The sequence below is a fragment of the Nocardia sp. NBC_01377 genome (assembly GCF_045040005.1).
Lineage (GTDB): Bacteria > Actinomycetota > Actinomycetes > Mycobacteriales > Mycobacteriaceae > Nocardia > Nocardia noduli.
The window spans coordinates 62,942-87,104 of record NZ_CP109566.1; the positions used below are offsets into that span (position 1 = coordinate 62,942).

Genomic DNA, 24,163 nt, shown 5'->3' on the forward strand with positions numbered 1-24,163 from the left:
GGGTAGGTCCCGAGGTGAAGTGACGCACCGGGGAGATCTCGTCCGTGAAGTTCTGGTATCTACGTAGTTGAATAGTAGGTATGTATCCAGCTCATGGCAAATATGTTACCGACCAGGAGTGTATTGGTTAACACTTGCTGCTCGGATAGATATCTACGTGGTTGCTACGGAAATATCCGCGTCGGCGGGGGTTCGGTCCGTCTGTCGGTCGACCGGCGGGGTGTATCGGACCGCGCGGTCGGTGGTGAGCGTCACAGGAGAGTTCGGTCAGCGCGCGGCAAAGGTGTCCTGGCGACCCGCCGGACCGGTGATTGCGCTATTCACGGCAGGCTCTTGTCACCAGATCGGCCCAAACCTGCGGATCCGTCGACCACATGTGGTGCGCGACCCCTGGCAATTCCTCGAACCTGCCGTGTGGGACCAAGGTGGCCAACTGCCGCAGCGGCCACGATGGACGGATATCCTCTCGCGCGGCGACCAAGGTCATGGGGACGGTCGAGTCGGCCAGTCGACGCAACAGGTCGGGTTCGTGGATCCACCGGATGAATGATGCGTTCAGCGCGGCGTGAACGTCCGGCTCCCAGTCGATCTCGATCGCGGCCTCCAGATGTTTGCCGGACTCGTAGGCTCGGGACCAGGTGCGATCCTTGTGCAGGCCGTGCCCGGCGACACCGACAACGGCCCGTACCCGGTCCGGATGATCGAGGGCGTATCGCACGGCCAGATCCGAGCCCCATGAATGCCCGAGCACAACCCAGCTGTCGATGTTCCCCGCCCGCCTGATCGCCTCGAGATCGGCGACGGCGCGTGCGAGGTCATGCGGTCCGCCGCCTGATCGCCCCACGCCCCTCGGCTCCGGGTACCAAGCCCGCATGCCGCGCGGCGCCAACTCGTCGTGCTCGAGGTAATGGACACAGCCCGGTCCGCCGGACAGCACGACGACATCCGGGCCCGCGCCCGTGACACCGACATACAGTGGGATCCCGTCGTCGGCTACCACCGTCTTCGATCGCATGCGCCGTTCCTGCTCCCGGAGTTCTCGACTGTCCGATTCCGCGGCGTACCAGGGTATTTCCTGTCCCGTATCTTTCGTCGCGCGCCCTGCCTGTCCTTGCGCGTCGGCAACGGTGTGCCGTGCGAGGGTGTGCCGTGCGAGCCGGGTTCCGTCGCGATCGGGGTGTGAGCAAGGATCCGGCGCGTGCGGATCAGTGCTCGACCTCGATATTCCGGTCGAGCACCTCCAGGGCGAAGGTGACCGTTGCTTCGTGGGACAGTGTCGTGCCGTGTGCTCGGGCGACGGCGTAGCGCGCGTCGCCGAGGTCGGCGCGCAGGGTGTCGACGGTTTCCGCCTCGGCGGCGGCATCGGCTCCGAAACCGTTGGCCGCGTGGGTGTTCAAGGCTCCGGACAGGGTGGTCGCGGCTTCGGGGTCGATGCCCGCCAGCAGCAGGAGCAGATTGCGCAGTGTCGTCCACTGGTGGTGCCACACCTGCATGCGACGCCAGCCGCGCACGGCCGCACGGAATTCGGCCAGGGCCGCCGGGGACGCTCCGGCCCTGGTGTGCAGGGCGGCCAAGCCGACGTGCGCGACATTGGTGACGAAAACGCTGGCGACGGGCGCGGCTCGGGCGATGGCCTCGTGGTAGCGGGTGAGCGCGCGGTCGGGAGCGTCGCCGGCCAGCGCCTCGGCCTCGCTGTAGAGCGCCCACGCGATCTGACTCGGATTGTCCGCTGCCCGCGCGACCGTCAGGTTCTCGGCGGCGAGTGTGCGACCGCCCGCCGGATCACCGGAGTAGGTGCGCGCCAAACTCGCGAAAAGCAATGCCTCGCTCACATACCAGCGGTCCCCGCGCGCTCGGGCCAGGGCCAGCAGCGCCGTGGTCGCGGCAGCGCATTCCGCCCACCGCCCCCGATACAGCGCGACCGCCGCCGCGACCTTGAGCAGGGGCATGCGACGCGCGTCGTCCGGATCGGGCAACGCGTCCAGCGCCGGTTCGCAGAGGCGCAGGGCGCGTTCGTGTTCGCCGCGGAAGGTCAGCGCCTCGGCGACCGCCCCGCACACCGACGCGTAACGGGGATGCGCGGCGGCGTCGGGCAGGGTCAGCGCGGTCTCGCTCCACGCCACCACTTCGTCCGGGAATCGATACAGCACCGACAGCGCCAGCCCGGCCGAAAGGCGCAGGGTGAGATCGGTATCGCCCCGGCGCACCGCGTGCCGGTGCGCCGCGCGCAGGTTGTCGAGGTCGGCCTGGACGGTCGCGATCCACCGGGCTTCCTCCGGCCCGCGCAGACCGCGTCCCGCTTCCTCGGCCAGCGCCGCACACCACGCGGCGTGCGCGTCGCGCAGGGTGTCGGCCTCGCCGCGCCGCTCCACGAGATCGCGACCGTAATCGCGCAACGTCTCCAGCATCGAGTAGCGGACGGTTCCCGCCGTCGGCCCCGCGGTGACCAGGGAGTTGTCCACCAGCGCTGTGAGCACGTCGAGCAGTGCCGGTTCCCCGCACACCTGTTCGGCGGCGGCGAGAGCGAAACCGCCCGCGAACACCGAGAGTCGGGCGAACAGTCGCTGTTCGGCGGGACTGAGCAGGGCATAGGACCAGTCGATCACCGCGCGCAGGGTGCTGTGTCTCGGTTCCGCCGTGCGGGGGCCCGTGAGCAGGTCGGCGGGTGAGACGAGGCGTGCGGCGAGGTCGGCGGGGTTGAGGGAGCGCAACCGCGCCGCAGCCAACTCCAGGGCCAGCGGCAGTCCGTCGACGCGGCGGCACACCTCGGCGATATGCGCGAGATTCGCGGCGTCCACCTCGAGATCCGGCCGCACGGCCCGCGCCCGTGCCGTGAACAGCCGCACCGCGGGTGACGCCGCCGCGTCACCCGATCCGTCCGGGACCGGGAGCGGCGCGGTCGGATGCAGGTGCTCACCGGGGACGGCGAGCGCGGCGCGACTGGTCGCGAGAACCGTCACCGCCGGACAGCGACGAAGAATGCGGGTCACCAGTCCGGCCGCGTCGGCGAGCACGTGCTCGCAATTGTCGACCACGAGCAGGATCTCGCGGGAAGCGAGGAAGGCGATCAGCGATTCCGTCGCATCCGCACCGGGCTGCCTGCGCGCCCCCGAGGCGGTCGCGACGGCGAGGGCGACCGCGGCGCCGTCGGTGACCGGCGCGAGTTCACACCACGCGACGGCACCGTCCACGGCATGGGCGACATGCTGGGCCAAGGTCGTCTTACCGACACCACCCGGGCCGACGAGAGTCAGCATGCGGTGCGTGCCGAGCGCGGCCGCCACGCGGGCGAGATCGTCCTCACGGCCCACCAGGCCGTCGATCGGCACGGGTACGGGGTGCGTGGTGCTCGGTGGGGGCGCAGGGGTGCTGACAGCCAGGGTGGGCGTGGGCTGTGCGGAAGCTGGGCTGGGTGCGGGTTGTGTGGTGGTCGACGCGGGCGCGGGCTGTGCGGCATCAGGGGCTGGCCTGGGCTGCCCGGTGGCCGGGGCGGATGTGGGCTGTGTGGCAGCCGGGGTGGGCATGGGCTGCCTGATGGACGAGGTAGGCGCGGGTTGCCCGGTGGCGGCGGGCACGGGCTGTGCGGCACCCGAGGTGGGTGCGGGCCGTGCGTCCGCTGGGACGGGTGCCGCGTGCACAGGAGTCGACCCGGGCGCGTGGTGCGCTGTGCTCGCGGGGGCAGTAGCGGCTGGTGGGAGCCGGGGGTGCGCGCGCTGTACCGGGGTCGGTGCGGGCCGCGCGACGGACAGCGAGATCGGCGTCGGGGGAACCCGCGCTTCCAGCTCCGGATCCTGGCGCAGCACAGCGGTTTCCAGCGCGCGCAGCGCCGGTGACGGTGCGACGCCGAGTTCGGCGTCCAACCGGGTGCGCACGGTGCGCAACACTGTCAGCGCGTCGGCCTGCCTGCCGACCCGGTACAGCGCGCGCACCAACTGCGACGCCGCACGTTCGCGCAGGGGATTGGCGCGCACGTGCGCGTCGAGCGCGGCGACCGATTCGGCGTGCGCGCCGTGCGCGAGTCCGATCTCGAAACGTTCCTCGATCGCGTCCAGTCGTGACGCGTCCAGCCGCTGCGCCTCCGGGCGGGCGAATTCGGTTTCGGCGAATTCGGCGTAGGCGGGGCCTCGCCATTGCGCGAGCGCCTCGTCCAGCAGGGCGGCGGCGCGTTCGGGATCACGGTGTGCGGCGTTCACCAGTCGGTCGAACCGGGCGGCGTCGAACCGGTCGGCGGCGTCGAGGCGCAGCAGGTAGCCGGGCGGCCGGGTGACCAGGCGTTCGACGCCGTCGGCGTGCAGTACGCCGCGCAGTCGGGCGAGGTAGCTGTGCAGTGTGCGGGTCGCGGTCTCGGGCGGTCGCTCGTCCCACAGCGCCGATATCAGCCGGTCGACGGAGACCACGGTGTCCGCGTGCACCAGCAGTGCGGTCAGCACTCGCCGCTGCGACGGGCTGCCGATCCGCATTTCGCCGTCGGCGTCGCGCACGCGCAACGCTCCGAGCACACCGAACTCCATCCGGCCCGTCCACCTCACCGTCCTCGGCCGCAACCGTGCTGCATCCGCGCTGCAACAGCGCCGTTCCATCCTCGCATCGTCCCCCAACGAACAGGAGGTACGAGGACGATGACTTCCACCCTCGATCCCATCACCGGCGCCACCGCGCCCGACCCCGCCGCGATCGAAGCCTTCGCGGCGCGCGCCGTCGGCGACGCGGCGACCTGGATGGTCACCACCATGACCATGCTCGGCGACCGGCTCGGACTGTGGCGCGCCATGGCCGATTCCCGCCCGGTCACCGCCGCCGAACTGGCCGCCGCGACCGGCACCGACGAACGGTACGTGCGTGAATGGCTGTCGTCGATGACGGCACACGGCTACCTCGACCACAGCCCCGAGACCGCGCGCTTCGCCCTGCCCCCGGCCCATGTCCCGGTACTCGCGGTGGAGAGCCCCGCCCACATCGGCGGTCTGCACCAGGCGCTGTTCGGCCTCACCGGCATTCTCGGCGCGGTGCTCGACTCGTTCCGCTACGGCGGCGGCGTGCCGATGTCGGCCTATCCGACGGATTGGTGGCAGGGCCTGGAGCGATTCAGCGCGGGCTGGTTCGACTATCTGCTGCCACAGGTCTGGCTGCCCGCGCTGCCCGATCTCCACGAGACGCTTCGTCGCGGCGCCGACGTCGCCGATGTCGGCTGCGGTCGGGGCCGGGCGCTGATCCGCCTGGCCGAGCAGTTCCCCGAAGGTCACTATGTCGGCTTCGACGTGCACCCCGAATCCATCGAGGCGGCCCGTGCGGCGGCGCTGGCCGCCGGTGTCGGCGACCGGGTGCGATTCGAATGCCGCGACGTCTCGGGTGAACTGCCCGGTGACTACGACGTGATCACCACCTTCGACGTCATCCACGACGCCGCCGACCCGCTCGGCATGCTGCGCGCCATCCGCGCCGCACTGCGCCCCGACGGCCGCTACCTGTGCCTGGACATCAACGCGAGCCACCGCCTCGAGGACAACGCGGGCCCGGTCGCCGCCTACTTCTACGGCGTGAGCGTGCTGTTCTGCATGACCACCTCGCTCGCCGACGGCGGCGCGGGCCTCGGCACCTGCGGTTTCCCCGAACACACCGCGCGCGAGATGTGCGCGCGGGCCGGATTCGGCACGGTCCGCCGGGTCGAGATGGAGAACCCCTTCAACATCCTGTACGAGATCACCGCCTGAATGATCACCGCCTGAGCAACCCTTTTCGGTGACCCGGCTGTCCGATGGCAGCGCGTCTCCGCTGCTCCTCGAACCACCGCGGGACGGGGCCGACATCGTGATGTCGGCCCCCAGCCCACGAAAGGCACTGTTTCCCATGACCGTTCACCCACTGCCCGGCACCGGCCCCGTCCTGGGGATCTGGGCGCACCCCGACGACGAGGTCTACCTGTCCGGCGGTCTGATGGCCGCCGCCAGGGATGCGGGCCGCCGCGTCGTCTGCGTCACCGCGACGAGGGGCGAACACGGCACCTCCGATCCCGCGCGCTGGCCGCCCGCGCGATTGGCACGGGTCCGCACCGCCGAACTGCGCGCCAGCCTGGCCGCACTCGGCGTCACCGAACACCACCACCTCGACCTACCCGACGGCGATTGCGCCGCAGCGCCTTTCGACGCGGTGGTGGCACGCCTCACCGCGATCGCCGCCGAGGTGCGCCCCGAGGTCGTGCTCACCTTCGGCCCCGACGGCTTCACCGGACACCCCGACCATCGCATCGTCTCCGCCTGGGCGGGCGCGACCCGTGACCTGGCCGCCCCGCACGCCCGACTGTTGCACGCCCGGGGCACCGCCGATTTCTTCGACACCTGGCGTGACCTCTACGCCCGCCTCGCCATGTTCGACGGCGACGACCTACCCGCCCGCGCCCGACCCGACGAACTCGCCGTGGAACTACACCTCGACGACGCCGCCGCCGACCGCAAACTGGTCGCCCTCCGCGCCCAGTCGACCCAAACCGCCGATCTGCTCGCCATGCTCGGCGAGGACACCATGCGGGAATGGGCCTGCCGGGTGGAGACTTTCGTCGACGCCGTCCCGGTCCACGACCACATCGCCGGTTGCTGACCCACCCCGGATGCAGAACGGATCGGAATCACTTCCCGCCCACCAGGTTCCGATCTCATCGTCCTCGTAGTACTCGGCGGGAGGTCGGTAGCCCTCCGGCAGCGCGAATGTCGTCGCACCGGCCCGGATCGCCACCGAACGGATGGCGTCGAATGCGGGTGACTCGCGGGGATCATCGATGTAGCCGCTGCCGGCCAGCATGGTCCAGCCCAGTGCGTGCCAGAGTGCGATCAGTTCGATATCGCCGTCGGTTTCGGCCGCCGTCACGACGTCGCGCACCACGTCCACGAGTAGGATTCGTTCCGATGGTTCGGACGGGAGCCTGCCGGATTCCACGAGTCGAGACCACAGCGTGGTGCCCGCGTCGCAGTAGAGGTGCGGCGGGTCGACGTAGCCCTGGTCGAGCCAGCCGCTCGGGTCTTCGTCGTCCGCGATCGACGCGAGACCGGTGAATTCCGTGAGGCCGTCGAAATACGTCTGCCGTAGCGAGTATTCGGGGTGGTCGGTCAGGGGGAGGCGGTAGGTGAATCCGCGCTTCAGAAGCACCTCCATCACCCGGAAATGCGTGAACGAGCAGTCGAAGATCTCCTGGAATCGGTACAGCGCCGCGATCCGGTCCCGGACGCGTCGATCGTCGGCGGGAAAGTGCTTGTCCAGTAAGCGGATCGATCCTTCGATCAGATCCTCGATCATATGGTCCGACATCGGTACTCCTGTCCGGGCTCGTGCGTGGAACTACCCGAGACGGTGCTCTTCGACGGGCGCGCTGAGGCTGATCCCGTTCAGATCCAGGTACATCAGGCGTTCGGTGACCGACAGCGTGACGGTGTTGCGCCGTTCGATCGCGGCGGCCGCGGCGTCGACGAAGGCGCGGTCGAAATTGTAGAGGGGGATCTCCTCGGCCCGGTGGATGCGTTTGCCCGCGAACTGGGCCAGCACCTTGGCGGGGTCGCGATGGGTGTACACGGCGGCCCGGCCGGCGAGTTTGCTGCCGCGATGCACGCGTTCGGCGTCCGGTGCGCCCACTTCGATCCACGCGGTGATGCGGCCGGTGAGATCGCGCACCAGGACGGCGGGTTCGTCGGTCGAGGAGACGCCGCCCTCGCTGAATGTGATGCCCTCCTCGTATTCGAGGCAGTAGGCGAGCAGTCGCGTCAGCATGAATTCGGCGGTCTCGGACGGGTGGCGCGCCAGACGCAATGACAGATCCTCGTAGACGCCACGGTCCACGTCGGCCACCTGAACGGTGAAATTGTGCACTGTCGCGTTGAGAGCCATGGGAACAGCAGCTTAGATGACTGCCGCGCGACGGCTCCGCACCCGGCGTGCCGAACGCCGCGAGACGGCTGTGACGCAGCACTCACCGTCGACTTCGACGCGGCGGTGAACCGGAGCCGGTCCGGGCTCGTGGAATGGGGTGAGAAGGCGCGGGAATGCCACGCCGAAAAGCACCGGAGGGTGAAAGATGTTTTCTGCCAAGCAGATCACGCGTTCCATGGTTCCCGTCGCGGCATCGGCCGTCGTCCTCGTCGGACTGCTCAGCGGTTGCGGTAGCGACGAGGGATCGCAGGCCGCGCCCGCCGCGCCCGCCGCGCCCGCCGCGACAGCGAGCACGCAGGCCACCGCCGCCGCGTCCGAACCGGTCGCTGGCCAGGCGCCGACGGTGGCGAAGACCCAGGGCTGGCTGAAGATCTACGCGGGCACCGCCCCGGCGGGTACCAGCGCGGTCCAACTGAACATCGTCGACAACCCGGCGGTCGGGAAGTACGTCTCGGACGGCGCGGGCCGCTCGCTGTACCGGTTCGACAAGGACACCGCGCAGCCGTCGGTGTCCAATTGCTCCGGCCAGTGCGCGGTGACGTGGCCGCCGCTGACCGTGAACCGGGATCAGGTGCTGTTCGCGGCGGGCGTCGATCCCCAGCAGGTCGGTTTCATCGAGCGGGCCGACGGCACCTGCCAGATCACCGTCGGCGGCTGGCCGGTGTACTACTTCTCCAAGGACGCCAAGCCCGGCGATCTGCTCGGACAGGGCGTCGGCGGAACGTGGTTCGCGGTCGCGCCGAACGGCGCCAAGGCCGTCGCGAAGTAGTCGCGTCAGCGGTCTGTCAGTCGACCACGGTGATCGCCTGCCGGGGACATCGACGGACCGCGTCGCGCACCGGCGCCTCGATCTGTTCGGTCACGTCGGTGCGGGCGACGCTGAGCTGGTCGTCGTCCCCGAGTTGGAAGACCTCGGGGACGATGCCCATGCAGACGCCGTTGCTCTCGCACAGTCCGAAATCCACTTCGATTCTCATGACAGCACCCGCACCGGCAGCCGGGACCACCCGGCGACATTCTGCATGGTGACCCGTTCGCAGCGGTCCCAGTCGATGTCGTAGCGCGGCATGAAATCGAGGAGATGGTCGAGCGCGATCGTGGTCTCCGAACGCGCGAGGGCCGCGCCGAGGCAACTGTGGATTCCGTAACCGAGGCCCAGATTCTGCGATTGGGTGCGGTCGCGATCGATATCGAAGGTGTCGGCGTCGGTGAACGCGTCCGGGTCGCGGTTGGCGGACGCGCCGATGAGGAATACCGGTTTGCCCTCGGGGATGGTGACTTCGTGCACCCGCGCCTCTTTGCGGGTGCAGCGCACGTTGTATTGCACCGGCCCTTCGTAGCGAAGGTTCTCCTCGACCGCCGCCGGAATCTTGCCTCGATCGTCGAGGAGTTCGCGCCATTGATCCGGATGACGGGCGAAGGTCGCGATCGCGTTGCCCAGTAGTTTGGTGACCGTCTCGGCCCCGGCCCCGCCCAGCAGGGTGGCGAACGCGGCGATCTCGAGATCGTCGAGACTGGTCATCTCGCCGTTGTCACGTTCGATCTCGGCGGCGATCAGGGTGCTGATCATGTCGTCGCGCGGGTCGGCCCGCCGTTCCTGGACGAGGTTGTAATAGAAGATCGCGGTGTCGGCGGCGGCCTGCGCACCGGCTTCGGTCGATTCCATCTGCCCCGGTTCGCGATGCAAGGTCTCATCGATCCACAGGCGCACCTGCTGGCGGAATTCCTCGGGCACGCCCGCCATCCGGGTGATGACCTCCACCGGGAACAGTGCCGAGAAATCCTGGATCAGGTCGAATTCGACCGGGTCGACCCGGTCGAGGTATTTGCGCACCAGTTCGACGACGGTGTCGCGCTGGGTCTGGATCGCGCGCGGGGTGAATGCCCGGCTGAGCAGATTGCGCATATGCCGGTGGTCCGGCGGATCCATGAAGATGATCGACCTGTGCGGCGGCACGCCGGATTTGATCTGGGCCAGATCGACACCGCGCGCCGAGGAATAGGTCTGGTGGTCCTTGAAGGCCGCCGCGACATCCTCGTGCCGGGTCAGCGCGTAGAAGTCGTATTCGGCGTTGTAATAGACGGGTGCGTCCTGGCGCATCCGGCGGTAGATCTCGTACGGATTCGCGTAGAACTCCTCGGAGAACGGATCGAATTGCACGGCGGATTTCGTCATGACGTGGTGCACCTCTTCGTTCTCTGCCCACCGAGCGCGGCGGGAGTCGGTGCTCCGTGGATCCGCACCCGGCCGACCATCGGCGCGCGAGGGCGCTCGCCCGCAGAATCGAGTGGTCGGCATGGCTGCTCATCCGCCGCGCGAGGGCGGTCGCGGCTACCCCTCGGCACCGTAACCCCATCGCCCGGAGGCGGTTTCGTCACTCAAGATACCGTCCCTCCTACGGGAAACGGGACGGTATGCGAAAACTTCTTCGCCGCGGGCACGTTGGTGCCGGAATGCGGTGGCGGGCAGGTCCGCGTCGGGTCCGGCTGAGGGCAGGGAGCGGGCCGCAACAACGATCCGTCGATCAGCGCGCGAACCGTGCGCGTCGCGACCACCGCCCAGAGTGCGACCAGCGCCGCGTACATGAGTACCGCGGCGCCCGCGAACAGGTACGCGCCGGTGTGGTGGTAGAGCACGGCGCTGCCGGTCACGCAGGTGCCGAGCGGGAAGGTGAAACCCCACCAGGTCAGGCTGAACGTCAATTCGCCCGCGCGAGCCGTCCGCAGGGTGACGGCGGCGGCCAACGCCAGCCACAGCATCGCGAAACCCCAGGTGATGAGACCGAAGACGACCGAGAACACGGACAGCCCTTGGGCGTAGGGGGCGGGCAGGGCGAGCGGTGCGGCATCGGCGAGCAGTCCGGCGGCGGTCACCGACTGGCCGAGCGGACCGAGAACCAGCCACAGGGTGGGCGTCATGGCACCGCGCGGCGCGCCGTGACGCAGCAGGTGCGACCAGATCACGGAGATGGTGAGCACGGCCGCGATCAGGCTCAGCCCGAACATCGCCAGGCAACCGAGGAGCATCGTCAGACGCCACTGTCCCTCGGGGGTGTGCGGGACGAGCAGTGCGCCGAGCGCGGCCGACACCATCGGCGCGACCACCGGCATCAGCCAGCCGCCGAAGGCCACGGCGGGTTCGACGCGCGGTCGGGTGATCATCCGGTAGGGGATGGCGAAGGCGGTCACCAAGCCGAGGACGGTACCCGCCGTCCACAGCATCCAGTCCACGGCCACTGCGGCGGGCATGCCGATCACATCGCCGCCGAGTATCAGGGTGCCCGCGCCGACGGTCACCAGCGCCATCGGGGGAGCGCCGAAGAAATGCGTCATCACCGGATGATCGAGGTGTGCCCGCGTGGTCTCCGGAAACCGCAGCCGCTGCGCGATCCACGCCACCGTCAGTGCCACCAGCACCGCCGCGGCCAGCGCCCATATCGCGGTCGCCGCGGCCCGCAGACCGGGGAACCGCAGTGGCAGGGTGACGGCGGCCGTGGCCACGATCGAGGTGCCCATCACGATGGCGAACCAGTTCGGACCGAGTTCGCGCAATCGGGCGCCGGTGCGCACGCCGGAGTGAAGCCGGGGGTGCGCGGGTGCCGGTCGCTGGGGTGCCTCGAACATCACGGTGGCGGTCATGGCTCCAGCCTCGCTCCCGCCCGGCGCGGGGCGTAGACACCGTGCGCCTATGAATACATAGACTGGTTCTATGCCCCTGTCACCGCGCGTGCCCGATCTGGCCGCACTCGACCTGCTGGTCTCGGTGCTGGAACTGGGCAGTATCGGGCGCGCCGCCCAGGCTCACGGCATCAGCCAGCCCTCGGCGTCCTCGCGGATCCGCTACCTGGAGAAACTGGTCGGAATACCGGTGCTGGAACGGACCACGCTCGGATCGCGGCCGACCCCGGCCGGTGCGCTGATCATCGAATGGGCGCGCACCGTGGTGGACGCCGCCCGACAACTCGACGCCGGGATCGACACCCTGCGCGCGCAACGGCATTCCAGGCTGCGGGTCGCCGCGAGCCAGACCGTCGCCGAATACCTGTTCCCGGCCTGGTTGATGCAGCTGCGGAAGGCGGCCCCGGAGACCACCATCGCGCTCGAGTCGGGTAATTCGGTCGAAGTCGCGCGTGCGGTACTGGAACGAAGGGCAGGAATCGGTTTCGTCGAGAGCCCGGGGCGGTTCCGCGGACTGGAGAGTCATCCGGTGGCGCGTGACCGGTTGGTCGTGGTGGTCTCGCCCGAACACGAGTGGGCCGCGCGCGACCGCGTCGGGGCGGAGGAACTCGCTGACACCCCGCTGATCCATCGGGAGCCGGGTTCGGGCACCCGGACCTGGTTCGAACACGCCGTCGCCCGCGATCTGCCCGGCAGGCGACCGGATGTCGCGCTGGAACTGTCCTCGACGACCGCCATCAAATCGGCGGTGGCCGCGGGCGCCGGTCCGGCCGTGCTCAGTTCGCTCGCGGTCGCCGCCGAGATCGCCGCGGGCACCCTGGTGTCCCCGACGATCACCGGACTCGACCTCGAGCGCACCCTGCGCGCCGTCTGGCCGACGGGGGAGCGCCTGCGCGGTCCCGCCCGTGACCTCTACACCATCGCCCACCGTGCCTGAGCGCTCGCCCGGCGGACCGGGACACGACGGCGGATCGACCGACCGCCTCGTCGTGGTGGACGCCGCCAACGTCGTCGGCTCGCGCCCCGACGGGTGGTGGCGCGATCGGGCGGGCGCCGCGCGACGGCTCCTGGAGCGCCTGCGCGACTTCGCGGCGCGGACACGACCCCCCGTGGAACTGGTGGTGGTGCTCGAAGGCGCGGCGAAGGCGGCTGCCGCAACGGAATTCGACGGCGTGCGGGTGGTGCGTGCCGAAGGTTCCGGTGACGACACCATCGTGGCGGTGGTCGCCGCCGCCGTCCCCGGCCGGGGACGCGAGATCCTGGTCGTCACCGCCGATCGTGAGTTGCGGCGTCGGGTCGAAGCGCTCGGGGCCGAAACCGCCGGACCCCGTTGGCTGCTGGATCGGCTCGATCCGTAACCGCGCGGCACGCAACGGAACTCACAGTCGGTGCGGGGTGACTGTGAGATCAGTCCTCGGGTTCGGGCTCTTCCCTGGGCTGGGCTGTCGGCGGAATTCCGGTGTCCAGGAAGCGGATCAGGCTGTCGATGCGGTCGGTGTGCTCGACGCAGCGTTCCAGGTAACTGCCGAGCAGGGCCAACTCGATCGTGAGATCGGCGGATCGGTCCGGGTCGGATTCGGTGAGCGCCGTGTGCAATCTGGTCCGCAAGTCGTCGATGGAGCCGTCGGTGGGCGGCGCGACCTCGGTGTGGTGGCCGGTCGCGACGGCCTCACCGGATACCGCGGTGCGGTGTGCGGCAAGACGTCCCATCGCCGCGAGGATGTCGAGCACGCCCTGCGGTCCGACATGTCCGGGGTGGCTGCGGTAGATCCGGTCGGCCACCCGATTGGTGAGCGATCCGATGCGTGACAGTTCGCTCGCGATCTGGATGGCGGTCACCACGTGACGAAGGTCACGGGCGACGGGAGCCTGTAGCGCGAGCAGAACCACCGTTCGCGCCTCGCACGCGCCATACATCTTCTGCAATTGCTCGTCGAGAGCGAAAACCTCGTAGGTGGCCTGGAGATCGGCGTCGACGAGGGCGTCGATCACGCGCTCTACGGCGTCGTGGGCGACTCGGCACATCAGCGTCAGATCGTTGGTCAACGCGATGAGCTCGTGGGTGAACTGGGTCCGCACGCGCAAATTGTCTCCTATCGCCGCCTCGAGAAGTAGACGAATCCTCGCCGGGTTGTCGGGGGCCATCTGAACCCGCAGGCCGACAACGCGATATTGGGGCAGGATGGGCCAGGTGAAACGCGATGTCTCTGCTCATCTGGAGGTCGCGATCTCCGCACCTACCACTCTCGAATTCCAGATCGCGGTGGCGGGGCAGCCGGGAATCGAGGTTTCGGAATCACTGGTCTTCGAATTGGACGGTGTCGCGGTGACCCCCGCCGAGATCGCGGGTCCGCACGGCACCAGGATCCACCGCTTCGCCTCCGGACCTGGCACTCTGCGCGCGGACTACCGCGCGACGATCCTCGGCACGGCGCCGCCGCAGCAACCGTCGGACTACGACCGCGCGCTGTATCTGCGGCCGAGTCGCTACGCCGAATCGGATCGGCTGCACGCCTTCGCCGCATCGGAATTCGACGCCACCGCGACCGAGTCGGAGCGCGCGACCGCGATAGCGGCCTGGGTCGCCAAGCGGTTGCGCTATGCCTCCGGAAGCAGCGACCACACCGACGGCGCGGTGGAGACCTTGCTCTCGGGCGCGGGGGTGTGTCGTGATTTCACTCACCTGACGGTCGCGCTGCTGCGGGCGGTGAAGGTGCCCGCCCGCCTGGTCGCGGTCTACGCGCCGGGCTTGTTCCCCATGGATTTCCACGCGGTGGCCGAAGCCTGCGTCGACGGCGTCTGGCATGTCCTCGACGCCACCGGCCTCGCCCCGCGCACCACCTTCGTGCGGATCGCCACCGGGCGTGACGCCTCCGACGCCGCGTTCCTCGACAACCACGGCGGCGAGATCTACGTCAGCAATATGTGGGTGAACGCCTTCGTCGAGGGCTACCTGCCGATCGACGACCACGTCACACCCGTGACATTGCAATGAGAATCACGGTGGGGTGAGCGACGGGAATCGAACCCGCGACCTCCTGGACCACAACCAGGCGCTCTGACCGACTGAGCTACGCCCACCATCCCGGGCGGTGACCCCCGTTCGAATTCGACGGTATCGTCCGCGGCGCGGCCCGCGCGACCCATTTTCGGACGGCCCGCCCGGTGTTACCGTCGAGGCGTGCCCTCCAGCAACGATGTGCAGCACCGCCTGATCACGACTTTCCAACGCCGGGTCGGCAATCCGATCCTGCGCAGACTCCCGGGACAGCAGCTGCTGGAGACCGTCGGGCGGGTCAGCGGTGAACCTCGGATCACCCCGATAGGCGGGCGTCGCGTCGGGAACGAATTCTGGTTCGTCTCCGAATTCGGCCCGCGGTCCCAGTACGTCCGGAACATCACGGCGAACAACCGGGTTCGGGTCCGCCTGCGCGGTCACTGGCATTCCGGCACGGCGCATCTGCTGCCCGACGACGATCCGATCGCGCGCTTGCGCGAACTGCCGAGAGGGAACAGCACGGCCGTGCGCGCGGTCGGCACCGATCTGCTCACACTGCGGGTCGACCTGGACGACTGATCGTCCGGCTCGGATACCCGGCCGTGGTATGTCCGAAATTAGCTGGGACGATAGAGGCATGATCCGTGCGTTGATTACCCGCTGGACTGTGTTCGTCCCATTACTCGCCGTCGTCGCGCTACTTCTCACCTGGGGCCGGAATCTGCCCGGTTTCGGGGTGGTCGTCGTGGCGTCGGCCCTGGTCGGGGCGGTGCTCGCGGCGGTGTATCACGCGGAGGTCGTCGCCCAGCGGGTCGGTGAGCCGTTCGGGTCCCTCGTACTCGCGGTCGCGGTGACGGTGATCGAGGTCGCGCTGATCGTCACCCTCATGATCTCCGGCGGCGAGAAGAGCGCCACCCTTGCCCGTGACACCGTGTTCGCCGCCGTCATGATCACCTGCAACGGAATCTTCGGACTCTCCCTGCTGGTCGGCGCGCTGCGCAGACGGGTGGCGGAGTTCAACGCGGAGGGCACCGGCGCGGCCCTGGCGACGGTGGCGACCCTGGCCACGCTGAGTCTCGTGCTGCCGACGTTCACCTCGAGTAAGCCCGGCCCGGAATTCTCGCCGGCGCAGCTGGCCTTCGCCGCGGTCGCCTCGCTGTTGCTGTACGGGCTGTTCGTCATGGTCCAGACGGTGCGTCATCGCGACGACTTCCTGCCCGTCGAAGGGCGCGGCGTCGTCACCGAGGACGAACTGCGCGGCGCACGCCCCACGGTGCGGACCACACTGCTCAGCCTGGGGATACTGCTGGTCGCCCTGATCTGCGTGGTCGGGTTGGCCAAGGTGGTCTCGCCCGCCATCGAATCCGGCGTTGCCTCGGCGGGGCTGCCGCACGCGGCCGTCGGCGTGGTGATCGCGCTGCTCGTACTGTTGCCGGAGACGCTCGCCGCGGTCCGGTCGGCACGCCGTGACCAGGTGCAGATCAGCCTGAATCTGGCGCTCGGTTCGGCGATGGCCAGTATCGGGCTGACCATTCCGGCACTCGCGGTGGCGACCATCTGGCTGGACGGGCCGCTGGTGCTCGGACTCGGGGCGACGCAGATGGTTCTGCTCGCGATCACCGTCGTCGTCGGCGTGCTCACGGTGGTGCCGGGACGGGCGACGCTGCTCCAGGGCGGGGTGCACCTCGCCCTGTTCTCGGCCTTCGTCTTCCTGGCCGCGAGCCCGTAAGGATAAGTAGCCAACTATTAGCTTTTGGGTTGGGCGATCGTTCGCGAATGGTGATGTTCGGGGTGTCCGGGTTCGGGTAGCCTCCGAGAAGATCAACTCTCGTCACGGATTTACCCGCTCGAGCAGTGAAGGCGGTACGCGATGGTGGAACCCGGTGGCGGGCCCGCATCCGGCGGCGGTGCGCCCGAGAACGGCACCGGGGTCCTCGCCATCACGGCCGGTTTGGCCGCGGTGCTCGCCTTTGTGGTAGCTATTGGATTGCTGATCCGATCGAATCAGGATCCGGAGGATATTCCGACCCCGTCGACGACCCTCACCTCGCTGGCCGAGACCGTCACGGTGCGCACCACCGCGTCGCCGACGATGACCCGTCCGTCGGCGACCGGTATCTCGTCGCTGCCGACCCAGCCCGCGCATCGGGTCGGCGACGACTGTTCGGTCGACGGTGGCGCGGGCCGCTGGGACGTCGTGACCGGCCGTGGCTGGGTGTGCGTCCCGGCGACGACGGCGCCCGCAACTCCCGGAGGTCCCTGACCTCCGTTCTTTCCTGATCGACAGCGAAGGCGGTGCGATGATGGAAACCGGAAGGACGACGCTGGACGTCGACCATTCCAGGAGTGGTCGGGTGCTAGCCCTCGCGATGGGCGCGTGCACCTTCCTCGGACTCGTGGTCGCGGTCGGATTCATGATGCGCGGCAATCTCGACGAAGCGGCGAAGCGCCCCGCCGCCGTCACCCCCGAAGCCTCCGCCGCGCTGCCCGCCCCGACCTACCGGGTCGGCGGCGACTGTTCGGCGGGCGGCATTTCCGCGCAGTGGGATATGCGCGACGGCCAGTTGAACTGCGTGCCGCGCGACCAGGTCCGCGACGCGCACCGCCCCGGCGAGGACTGTTCCCGCGACGGCGTCCCGGCGAAATGGGAATTCCCCGACGGCCGCTGGATCTGCGTGCCGCAGAAGGTCACCGCCGAGGCCGGACCGGCGCCCGCGCCCGGAATCGCGCCTGGTACCGCCCCCGCGCCGGCCCCCGTACAGGCACCCGCGCCCGCGCCGGCCGAAGCGCCGCCGCCTTCCGACACCTTCGTCCCACCCGCCGACACCTACGTACCGCCGCCCGCGGAGGTCTACGTCCCGCCCGCCGCACCGTACGTGCCCCCGCCCGCCGAGACCTACACCCCCGAGGAAGCCCCGCCGCCCGCTCCGGCCCCCGCTCCGGCGCCCGCCCCGCCACCGCCCCCGGTCATCTTCATTCCGCTGCCGCCACTGCCGTGGTTGCCCCCGCCCCCGTGAGTGCGACCCCACGGTGATCGCCGCGCGACAGCGGACCCCGAGGGTGTTCTCGGTGCGGCAGCACCTACATGACGCGCTCGATTTCCTTCGAGCGGCCGATGGCCGGGTCGAGTTTGCCCCCGTGCTAGTCCGAATCCCGCCAGCCATGCCGAGGGGTGCGCGGATATTCGCTGGACGGGACTGAGATGCTCGATACGTGATCGATACCGTCCCACTTCGCTGTGAATGCCCCACCGCTCCCGCCGCCCCGTCGGCGCTCGTCACTTCGGTGTCGAGTCGAGCGTGATGTGGTGGCGTAGACGGGAACGGCGAATCGCTCGACCGGCCGACGCGCCGTGGCGGGATCGGCGGCGTTCGCGCGCGGCCGTGACCAGGCCGCCCGGTCGCGCCGCCGGTCGCGTGCCGATCCACCGCCGCTACCACTGAGCCGCGCGGGTCAGTGCGGGTATCGGGCGACGTAGCGCGCCCGTTCCAGTTCCCGCAGCCGGGCCCGGCGCGGATTCTCCAGATCGGCGGGCAGACCGTGTTTCGCCAGCCGGTGCGCGCGGTTCATCGGCATGAAGGCGACGGTGTAGAACAGCGCGAGCAGCAGGGCGAGCAGGACCATCGCACCGCGTAGCCACAACTCGCCGGGGAAGAGCAGGAATGCCGCGAACAGCGGCGTGAACGGGACGATGCCGCGCACCACGTGCCGGGCGCCGGCGTAATCGCCGGTGAGGTCGTCGCGGACCCAGTCCCGCATCGAATCCGGGAGGCGGCGTCCGAAGGCGTAGCCGATCCACCGCAGCGGTCCCGGGCGACGGTTTCGATTGCTCATGCGCTCGTTCCTGTTGTCTCGGTGTTGTTTTCGGTGAGGAAGTGCCGCGCGGCGGCGTTCACCCGGGTGAGCACATCGCGCAACTCCTCCAGGTCGCCCACCGTCACGCCGAGGCGTTCGACGACCGCGGGCGGAATCCGCTCGGCCTGTTGTCGCAACTCGGCGCCCGCGGCGGTCAGATTCGCCACCAGATTGCGTTCGTCGCGAGGGTCGCGCTCGCGGGTGATGAGTCCCGCCGATTCCAGTCGTTTGAGCAGTGGGGACAGCGTCGGCGAGTCGAGTTGGACGGCCTCGGCGATGGATTTCACCGACATCGGGGCGTCACCCCACAGCGCCAGCATGACCAGGTATTGCGGGTGGGTCAGGCCCAGCGGCTCGAGCAGCGGCCGGTACACCGCCAGGACGGCGCGGTTGGCGACGGCCAGCGCGAAACACACCTGCCGATCCAGGCGTAACGGATCGTCGATCTCCATCGGTCCTCCTCGGGTCGTCCGAGCATTAGGTTAGCGTGTTAATAGTTAGTGCATTAAGTACATGTGCGCGAACTCTCTGTTACCCGACATCGGAACGCGGCTACGGGCCCGGCCCGCCGAAGCTCGCTAGCGTGGACGGATGCAGTCCGACGTCCACACGCGCATCCCCGAACTGGACGCCGCGCGCGGTTTCGCCCTCTGCGGGCTCCTGGTCGTCGAAACCTGGCAGATCACCGACATGTCGGCCACCATCGCGCCGGGGGTCATGGACCCGACCCGGCACCTGCTCAGCGTCGTCTTCGAAGGACGTTTCCTCCCGATCTTCGCGTTCTTGGTCGGGATCGGCTTCGGACTGCTGCTGGATCAGGCGGCCGAACGCGCCGCCCGCCCTCGCCTGGTCCTCGCACGGCAACTCGCCGCGCTGACGGTACTCGGCCTGATCCACCACTGGTTCCAGCCGGACGAAGTCCTACTGCCCTACGCCGTCGTCGGGCTCGTCATCGTGCTCCCCTCGGCCGGACTGCCACGATGGACGCTGCTGACGCTCGGCCTGCTCGGCACCGCGGGCGTCGCGGCACTGCTCGGCGGCGGACTCGGCCTCGTGCCGGGACTGTTCCTGCTCGGCCTCGCCGCCGTCCGATTCGGCCTCCCCCAGACCCTGCCCGAGCGGACCTGGCAGATCGCGCTGGTCTTCGTCATCGCCGCACCCCTGGCCGTACTCACCGCCGCATGGGAATACCGCGTCCCCTACCTGGACCTGCTCGGCAGCTCGGCGCCCGCCGTCGCGGGACTCACCGGCGCGCTCGCCTACCTGACCGGGCTACTCCTGCTGCTGCGCACACCGGCGGGACGGCCGGTGACCGAGATGCTGGCGCCGATGGGCCGGATGACACTGACGAACTACGTCTGCGCGACCGGACTGATCCTGTTCGCGGGCGAACGCCTGCACCTCTCCGGCTCCACCGACTACGGGGCCGTGCTGCTGTCCGCGGCCGGGATCGCGGTAGTCCAGATGGCCGTCAGCCTGCTGTGGTCGTACTTGTTCCGGCACGGTCCGCTCGAATGGGTCGTGTGCTGTGCGACCTGGTGGCAGTGGGTGCCCATCCGGGTGAGCACAACAGGCGAGTTCCACAGCAGGCTGTGATATGGGCCGCTGGTGCGGCGTGGTTCGCGGCCCTGATGTCTCGCGTCCGAGCGGTCGAGACTCGCGCCTTCGGCGCATGCGCTTCGACCGCTCGGACGCGAGACGCCGCGAACCGGTCGCTCGTAAGACTCGCTCCGGGTGGGGTGAGTGTGCGGGGAGCGGCGCGTTGTGGGGGTGGGGGGGACGGTGACGTCGCAGACTGGGGGGTCATGGACCAGTTGGCGCTGTTGTTCGCCCTGTTGTTCGCCGCGATACTCGCCGAGCCGGTCGCGCGGCGGATCGGGGTGGCGTCGGCGGTTCTGATGACTTTGTTCGGCTGTGTGCTGGCGTTGATTCCGGCGGTTCCTCGGATCGATGTGCCGCCGGATCTGATTCTTCCGCTGGTTCTTCCGCCGCTGTTGTACGCGGCGGCCAGGCGGACGTCGTGGCGGCAGTTCGCGGAGAACTGGTGGCCGATCGCGTTGCGGGCGGTGGGGTTGGTGGTGGCGACGGCTGCGGCGGTCGTGCTCGGCGCGATCGTCGCGCCGCCGGACCCGGTCGCGGCGACCGCGTTGGCGAGCAAACTCGGGCTGCCGCGCCGACTGGTGGTGGTGCTGGGCGGGGAGGGGCTCTTCAACGACGCCACCGCCGTCGTCATCTATTCCGTCGCGGTTCAGGCGGTGGTCACCGGACGGTTCTCCTCCGTCGCCGCGATGGGGGAGTTCGTCGTCTCGGCGGTGGTCGCGGTGGTGGTCGGGTGCGCGCTGGGGATGCTCGGCAGCCGGTTGACCGGCTATCTGGCCGAAGCGTCGTGGCAGGTGGCGCTGAGCCTGCTTTTACCTTTCGCGGCATACGGTTTCGCCGAGGCGTGGCACGGATCGGGGGTGCTCGCCGTGCTGGTCTGCGCGCTGTACCTGACCGACGCGGTCACCGAATTCGGCGACCGTGACTACCGACTGGTCGGTGACGCGTTCTGGGAGATCACCGAAATGCTGTTGAGCGGCTTCGCGTTCGGGCTCATCGGGCTCGAACTCGGCGTCGTGCTCGCGACGACGGGCACCGGCTGGCCGAAACTGCTCGGCGTCGCGGGCGCGGTGATAGTGGTGGTCGTGACCTTGCGCCTGGCCTGGTTGCTGAGCACCTGGGCCCTCGGCCGGTCGCGGTGGCGCGAACAGGACGCGGACGAGCCCTACACCTGGCGCGAGACGATCGTCACCTGGTGGGCGGGGATGCGCGGGGTGGCGACCGTGGCTCTGGCACTGGCGATCCCGCTGGTCACCGACGCGGGCGCGGCGTTCCCCGGTCGCACCGAGATCCTGTTCACCGCTTTCGCGGTGGTCCTGTTCACCCTGCTGCTCCAAGGGCCGACCCTGCCGCTGGTGGTGCGTCTGACGGGCGTGCACGCGAATACCCAGCGGGAGCGGGAATTCGAACGGCGGCTGTGGGATCGGGTGGTGCACGCGCAGCTGGCGCGGCTCAAGCAGATCGCCGAATCCGAACATCTGCCGGACGAGGTGTACGAACGGCTGCGCGATCAGTTCCGGCATCGTTTCGCCCGCGCCGATCCCGAGGCCGCCGACGAGGACGCCCGGTCGCAGTGGACGCGCGATCGGGAGGTTTCGGCGAAACTGCGGATGATCCGCGGCGAGGTGGTCGAGGCGGGCCGACGCGAAGCGCAGGCCGCGCGCCGAGAACCGGGAATCCCGGTCGATCTGGTGGACCGGGTGACCCGCCGCCTGGACCTCGGCCCGACCAGATAGGAAGACATTCGAATTTATTCGTCGCTCGGGGAGTTTGGACCCCGAGGCGCGGGGAATTGCGGTGTTGTCACACAACTTCAGCGCATGGGAATGTCATGATCATACTTATCGGACTGTTGGTCCTGATCGCCGCGGTAGTCGTCGGTGTCGCCGGAGTCGCGGCCAATACCGGCGAAGTACGAACCGACACCAGCGATTTCGGAGTATTCGACTATCACTTCACCGCATCGGCCGGTGAGCTGTTCCTCTGGGGAATGGCCGTCGGCGCGATCGGAATGCTCGGTCTGAGCCTGCTGCTCCTCGGTGTCTGGCGCTCCTCGCGGCGCGGTGCCGAAGCACGGCGTGAACTGCGAAAGACCCGCCGCGAGAAGGTCGCCGTCGAGCGGAACGCGCCGACGGTCCCGCCCGCCGCGCCGAAGAAACAGATCTCGGAGCCCACGCCCGCTCAGAAGCCGGTGTGGAGTCTGAATCGGTTCCTGCCCAAGTCGTCCGAGCCCGCCTCGGTATCGACATCGAGCCGCCCCGCGGCCGATGTTTCCGCCTCCAAATAACGATCGACCATCGATCGTCGAAAGAAGGAAAAGGTCATGATTGTTCTCGGACTCATTCTGCTGCTCGTCGGCTGGTTGGTCGGAATTCCGTTGCTCACCACCGCCGGTATCGTCGTCCTGCTCGTCGGCGCGGTGCTCTGGATCGCCGGGTCGGTCGGTCGTCCCGTCGGCGGACGACGTCACTATTACTGATCCCAGGTAATCGCCGACACAGTCGCCATCACCCCCGGTCGTCATCCGACCGGGGGTGTCGCGTATCCGGTGGCGCCCGATACCCCGCGAAAGGGGGCGGCCCGGTCGAGAAGTTCGATGACCTTCTTGTCGGTGACTTCCTCGAAGTCCTGGTACCACTGCCCGATCGAATGGAACAGTCCCGGGGTCTCCAGGCAGACGACATTGTCGACGTGACCCGCCAGCACCCGGATGGCACGCGGCGATCCGACCGGCACGGCGAGTACCACCCGGCTCGCGCCCTGGGAGCGGGCGACCTCGCAGGCGGCCCGCGCGGTGATCCCGGTGGCGACGCCGTCGTCGACCACGATCGCGGTCGCGCCGTTCAGCGGTATCGGCGGGTGGGTGGCGCGGTAGCGAAGGGCGCTGCGCGCCAGGTCGTCTCGGGCTTCGGTCTCGACTCGCGCCCGCTCCTGATCGGATATGAAAGTCCGCAGCACCATTTCGTCGTCGATGACGCGAATTCCGTTCTCCCCGACGGCTCCGAAGGCCAGTCGCGGCTGGAACGGGACGGCGAGTTTGCGCACAACGGCCACATCGAGCGGGGCCCGCAGCGCGTTGGCGACCTCGTAGGCGACCGGGATGCCCCCGCGCGTCGCCCCGAGCACGACGACGTCGCCCCTTCCGAATCCCCGCAGCCGCTCGATCAAGCGGCGGCCGGCATCGCGGCGATCGTGGAATGGCATGTCGGTCCTCCTCAGTCGAGTACCGCGGCGAATGGAGCCACGCCATCGGGACTCTTCGAGGACTCGTACTTTACGCCCACTGTGGCACGAATCGCAGTTTCGCAGGTGAGATTCCTGGTCAGGCGTCCAGGTCAGATCCCGGACACATCGAAGATCTGCCCGATGCCGTAGGTGACCGCCATCGCCAGCGCACCTCCGATCACCACGCGGGGAATGGCCCTGCGTCGCCGACTACCCCCGAGACGCGCGCTGAGCGAGCCGGTCGCCGCGAGGGCGAGCAACACCGCGGCGAAGGTCACCGGAATGCGCGCGGTCACCGGCGGAAGCAGGATGGCCACCAGCGGAAGCAGCGCGCCGACGGTGAACGCGACCGCGGAGGAGAACGCCGCCTGCCACGGATTCGTGAGTTCGCGCGGGTTCAGGCCGAGTTCGGCTTCGGCGTGCGCGGTGAAGGCGTCGTGTTCGGTGAGTTCCCTGGCCACTTGGCGAGCGGTCCGCTCGGACAATCCCTTCGCCCGGTAGATATCGGCCAGCTCCCCGAGTTCGTAGTCCGGGTCCTCGCGCAACTCCCTGCGTTCCTTCGCCAGCAGTGCCCGTTCCGAATCGCGCTGCGTGCTCACCGAGACGTACTCGCCCACCGCCATCGAGATCGCGCCCGCCGTCAAGCCCGCGATACCGGCGGTGAAGATCTGATCGGTGTCGGTGGTCGCCGCGGCGACGCCGACGACGAGTCCCGCGGTCGAGACGATGCCGTCGTTCGCGCCGAGCACCCCGGCGCGCAACCAGTTCAGCCGCGAGGCCACGCCGCCCGAATGCGGCTCGTGTGGGTGTCGATGGGGCGTGCCGGTCGAATCCGCCATGGGCCGCAGACTAGCTCGCTGTGGCGTCCGTCCGCCACCGCCGCCGATATCGCGC

Annotated in this window: 25 protein-coding genes and 1 tRNA gene; 14 read left to right on the top strand and 12 right to left on the bottom strand. The window is 69.1% G+C overall.

All coding sequences use genetic code 11. The features are described from left to right. Nucleotides 1–316: 316 nt before the first annotated feature. Nucleotides 317–1,015: an alpha/beta fold hydrolase gene (locus tag OG225_RS00240; RefSeq protein WP_405179891.1), complete on the bottom strand. Its 699-nt coding sequence runs from the start codon at nt 1,013–1,015 to the stop codon at nt 317–319. Between the two features lie 190 nt (nt 1,016–1,205). Then, nucleotides 1,206–4,511, bottom strand: a complete 3,306-nt coding sequence (locus OG225_RS00245; protein WP_405179892.1) for an AfsR/SARP family transcriptional regulator — start codon at nt 4,509–4,511, stop codon at nt 1,206–1,208. A 108-nt stretch (nt 4,512–4,619) separates the two neighbouring features. Between OG225_RS00245 and OG225_RS00250 the strand changes: the two genes are divergently transcribed. Together OG225_RS00250 and OG225_RS00255 are read left to right on the top strand one after the other, a co-directional pair. Further along, nucleotides 4,620–5,711: a class I SAM-dependent methyltransferase gene (locus OG225_RS00250; protein ID WP_405179893.1), complete on the top strand. Its 1,092-nt coding sequence runs from the start codon at nt 4,620–4,622 to the stop codon at nt 5,709–5,711. Nucleotides 5,712–5,847: 136 nt separating this feature from the next. Then, a complete protein-coding gene (locus OG225_RS00255) occupies nt 5,848–6,594 on the top strand; it encodes a PIG-L deacetylase family protein (RefSeq protein ID WP_405179894.1) in 747 nt (248 codons plus the stop codon). 735 nt (nt 6,595–7,329) lie between these two features. Here OG225_RS00255 and OG225_RS00260 read toward each other — a convergent pair. Further along, the gene (locus tag OG225_RS00260; protein ID WP_405179895.1) at nt 7,330–7,872 is read right to left on the bottom strand and encodes a YaeQ family protein; all 543 of its coding nucleotides are present in this window, start codon (nt 7,870–7,872) and stop codon (nt 7,330–7,332) included. Nucleotides 7,873–8,059: 187 nt separating this feature from the next. On the opposite strand from OG225_RS00260, the gene OG225_RS00265 reads away from it, so the two are divergent. Then, nucleotides 8,060–8,683, top strand: a complete 624-nt coding sequence (locus tag OG225_RS00265) for a hypothetical protein (protein WP_405179896.1) — start codon at nt 8,060–8,062, stop codon at nt 8,681–8,683. A gap of 16 nt (nt 8,684–8,699) precedes the next feature. Here OG225_RS00265 and OG225_RS00270 read toward each other — a convergent pair whose 3' ends face one another. From OG225_RS00270 to OG225_RS00280, 3 genes are all read right to left on the bottom strand, one after another. After that, nucleotides 8,700–8,891, bottom strand: coding sequence for a ferredoxin (locus tag OG225_RS00270; RefSeq protein ID WP_405179897.1), 192 nt, complete (start codon nt 8,889–8,891; stop codon nt 8,700–8,702). Then, on the bottom strand, nt 8,888–10,090 hold the full coding sequence (locus tag OG225_RS00275) for a cytochrome P450 (protein ID WP_405179898.1): 1,203 nt from the start codon (nt 10,088–10,090) through the stop codon (nt 8,888–8,890). The genes OG225_RS00270 and OG225_RS00275 overlap by 4 nt, the downstream gene beginning before the upstream one ends. A gap of 203 nt (nt 10,091–10,293) precedes the next feature. Beyond that, complete coding sequence (locus OG225_RS00280; protein ID WP_405179899.1) at nt 10,294–11,553, bottom strand: TDT family transporter; 1,260 nt, start codon at nt 11,551–11,553, stop codon at nt 10,294–10,296. 70 nt (nt 11,554–11,623) lie between these two features. On the opposite strand from OG225_RS00280, the gene OG225_RS00285 reads away from it, so the two are divergent. Continuing rightward, a complete protein-coding gene (locus OG225_RS00285) occupies nt 11,624–12,529 on the top strand; it encodes a LysR family transcriptional regulator (protein WP_405179900.1) in 906 nt (301 codons plus the stop codon). Continuing rightward, the gene (locus tag OG225_RS00290) at nt 12,522–12,950 is read left to right on the top strand and encodes a hypothetical protein (RefSeq protein ID WP_405179901.1); all 429 of its coding nucleotides are present in this window, start codon (nt 12,522–12,524) and stop codon (nt 12,948–12,950) included. The genes OG225_RS00285 and OG225_RS00290 overlap by 8 nt, the downstream gene beginning before the upstream one ends. Nucleotides 12,951–12,999: 49 nt before the next feature. Here the strand turns inward: OG225_RS00290 and OG225_RS00295 are convergent, their stop codons facing one another. Further along, nucleotides 13,000–13,671, bottom strand: coding sequence for a phosphate signaling complex PhoU family protein (locus OG225_RS00295; RefSeq protein WP_405179902.1), 672 nt, complete (start codon nt 13,669–13,671; stop codon nt 13,000–13,002). A 112-nt stretch (nt 13,672–13,783) separates the two neighbouring features. On the opposite strand from OG225_RS00295, the gene OG225_RS00300 reads away from it, so the two are divergent. Further along, nucleotides 13,784–14,587 (top strand): transglutaminase family protein, encoded by an 804-nt coding sequence (locus OG225_RS00300; protein WP_405179903.1) that lies wholly within the window; start codon nt 13,784–13,786, stop codon nt 14,585–14,587. Nucleotides 14,588–14,596: 9 nt separating this feature from the next. Here OG225_RS00300 and OG225_RS00305 read toward each other — a convergent pair. Continuing rightward, nucleotides 14,597–14,673, bottom strand: a tRNA-His gene (locus tag OG225_RS00305). A gap of 100 nt (nt 14,674–14,773) precedes the next feature. Here OG225_RS00305 and OG225_RS00310 point away from each other — a divergent pair. From OG225_RS00310 to OG225_RS00325, 4 genes are all read left to right on the top strand, one after another. Continuing rightward, nucleotides 14,774–15,169 carry a nitroreductase/quinone reductase family protein gene (locus OG225_RS00310; protein WP_405179904.1) on the top strand — a complete coding sequence of 132 codons (396 nt, stop codon included), beginning with the start codon at nt 14,774–14,776 and terminating at the stop codon, nt 15,167–15,169. 58 nt (nt 15,170–15,227) lie between these two features. Continuing rightward, complete coding sequence (locus OG225_RS00315; RefSeq protein ID WP_405179905.1) at nt 15,228–16,319, top strand: calcium:proton antiporter; 1,092 nt, start codon at nt 15,228–15,230, stop codon at nt 16,317–16,319. Between the two features lie 141 nt (nt 16,320–16,460). Continuing rightward, nucleotides 16,461–16,853, top strand: coding sequence for a hypothetical protein (locus tag OG225_RS00320; protein ID WP_405179906.1), 393 nt, complete (start codon nt 16,461–16,463; stop codon nt 16,851–16,853). Nucleotides 16,854–16,890: 37 nt separating this feature from the next. After that, nucleotides 16,891–17,607 carry a hypothetical protein gene (locus OG225_RS00325; RefSeq protein ID WP_405179907.1) on the top strand — a complete coding sequence of 239 codons (717 nt, stop codon included), beginning with the start codon at nt 16,891–16,893 and terminating at the stop codon, nt 17,605–17,607. A gap of 436 nt (nt 17,608–18,043) precedes the next feature. Here OG225_RS00325 and OG225_RS00330 read toward each other — a convergent pair whose 3' ends face one another. Further along, nucleotides 18,044–18,424, bottom strand: coding sequence for a DUF5313 family protein (locus OG225_RS00330; RefSeq protein ID WP_405179908.1), 381 nt, complete (start codon nt 18,422–18,424; stop codon nt 18,044–18,046). Continuing rightward, nucleotides 18,421–18,897: a MarR family winged helix-turn-helix transcriptional regulator gene (locus OG225_RS00335; protein ID WP_405179909.1), complete on the bottom strand. Its 477-nt coding sequence runs from the start codon at nt 18,895–18,897 to the stop codon at nt 18,421–18,423. The genes OG225_RS00330 and OG225_RS00335 overlap by 4 nt, the downstream gene beginning before the upstream one ends. A 139-nt stretch (nt 18,898–19,036) precedes the next feature. Between OG225_RS00335 and OG225_RS00340 the strand changes: the two genes are divergently transcribed. From OG225_RS00340 to OG225_RS00355, 4 genes are all read left to right on the top strand, one after another. Further along, nucleotides 19,037–20,041: a DUF418 domain-containing protein gene (locus OG225_RS00340; protein WP_405179910.1), complete on the top strand. Its 1,005-nt coding sequence runs from the start codon at nt 19,037–19,039 to the stop codon at nt 20,039–20,041. A gap of 209 nt (nt 20,042–20,250) precedes the next feature. Continuing rightward, on the top strand, nt 20,251–21,780 hold the full coding sequence (locus OG225_RS00345) for a cation:proton antiporter (RefSeq protein WP_405179911.1): 1,530 nt from the start codon (nt 20,251–20,253) through the stop codon (nt 21,778–21,780). 95 nt (nt 21,781–21,875) lie between these two features. Continuing rightward, nucleotides 21,876–22,331: a hypothetical protein gene (locus tag OG225_RS00350; protein WP_405179912.1), complete on the top strand. Its 456-nt coding sequence runs from the start codon at nt 21,876–21,878 to the stop codon at nt 22,329–22,331. Nucleotides 22,332–22,367: 36 nt separating this feature from the next. Beyond that, nucleotides 22,368–22,523, top strand: coding sequence for a DUF6131 family protein (locus tag OG225_RS00355; RefSeq protein ID WP_198654093.1), 156 nt, complete (start codon nt 22,368–22,370; stop codon nt 22,521–22,523). Nucleotides 22,524–22,564: 41 nt separating this feature from the next. Here OG225_RS00355 and OG225_RS00360 read toward each other — a convergent pair whose 3' ends face one another. Together OG225_RS00360 and OG225_RS00365 are read right to left on the bottom strand one after the other, a co-directional pair. Continuing rightward, nucleotides 22,565–23,248, bottom strand: a complete 684-nt coding sequence (locus tag OG225_RS00360) for a phosphoribosyltransferase (protein ID WP_405179913.1) — start codon at nt 23,246–23,248, stop codon at nt 22,565–22,567. A gap of 131 nt (nt 23,249–23,379) precedes the next feature. Then, nucleotides 23,380–24,108, bottom strand: coding sequence for a VIT family protein (locus tag OG225_RS00365; RefSeq protein ID WP_405179914.1), 729 nt, complete (start codon nt 24,106–24,108; stop codon nt 23,380–23,382). Nucleotides 24,109–24,163: the final 55 nt, after the last annotated feature.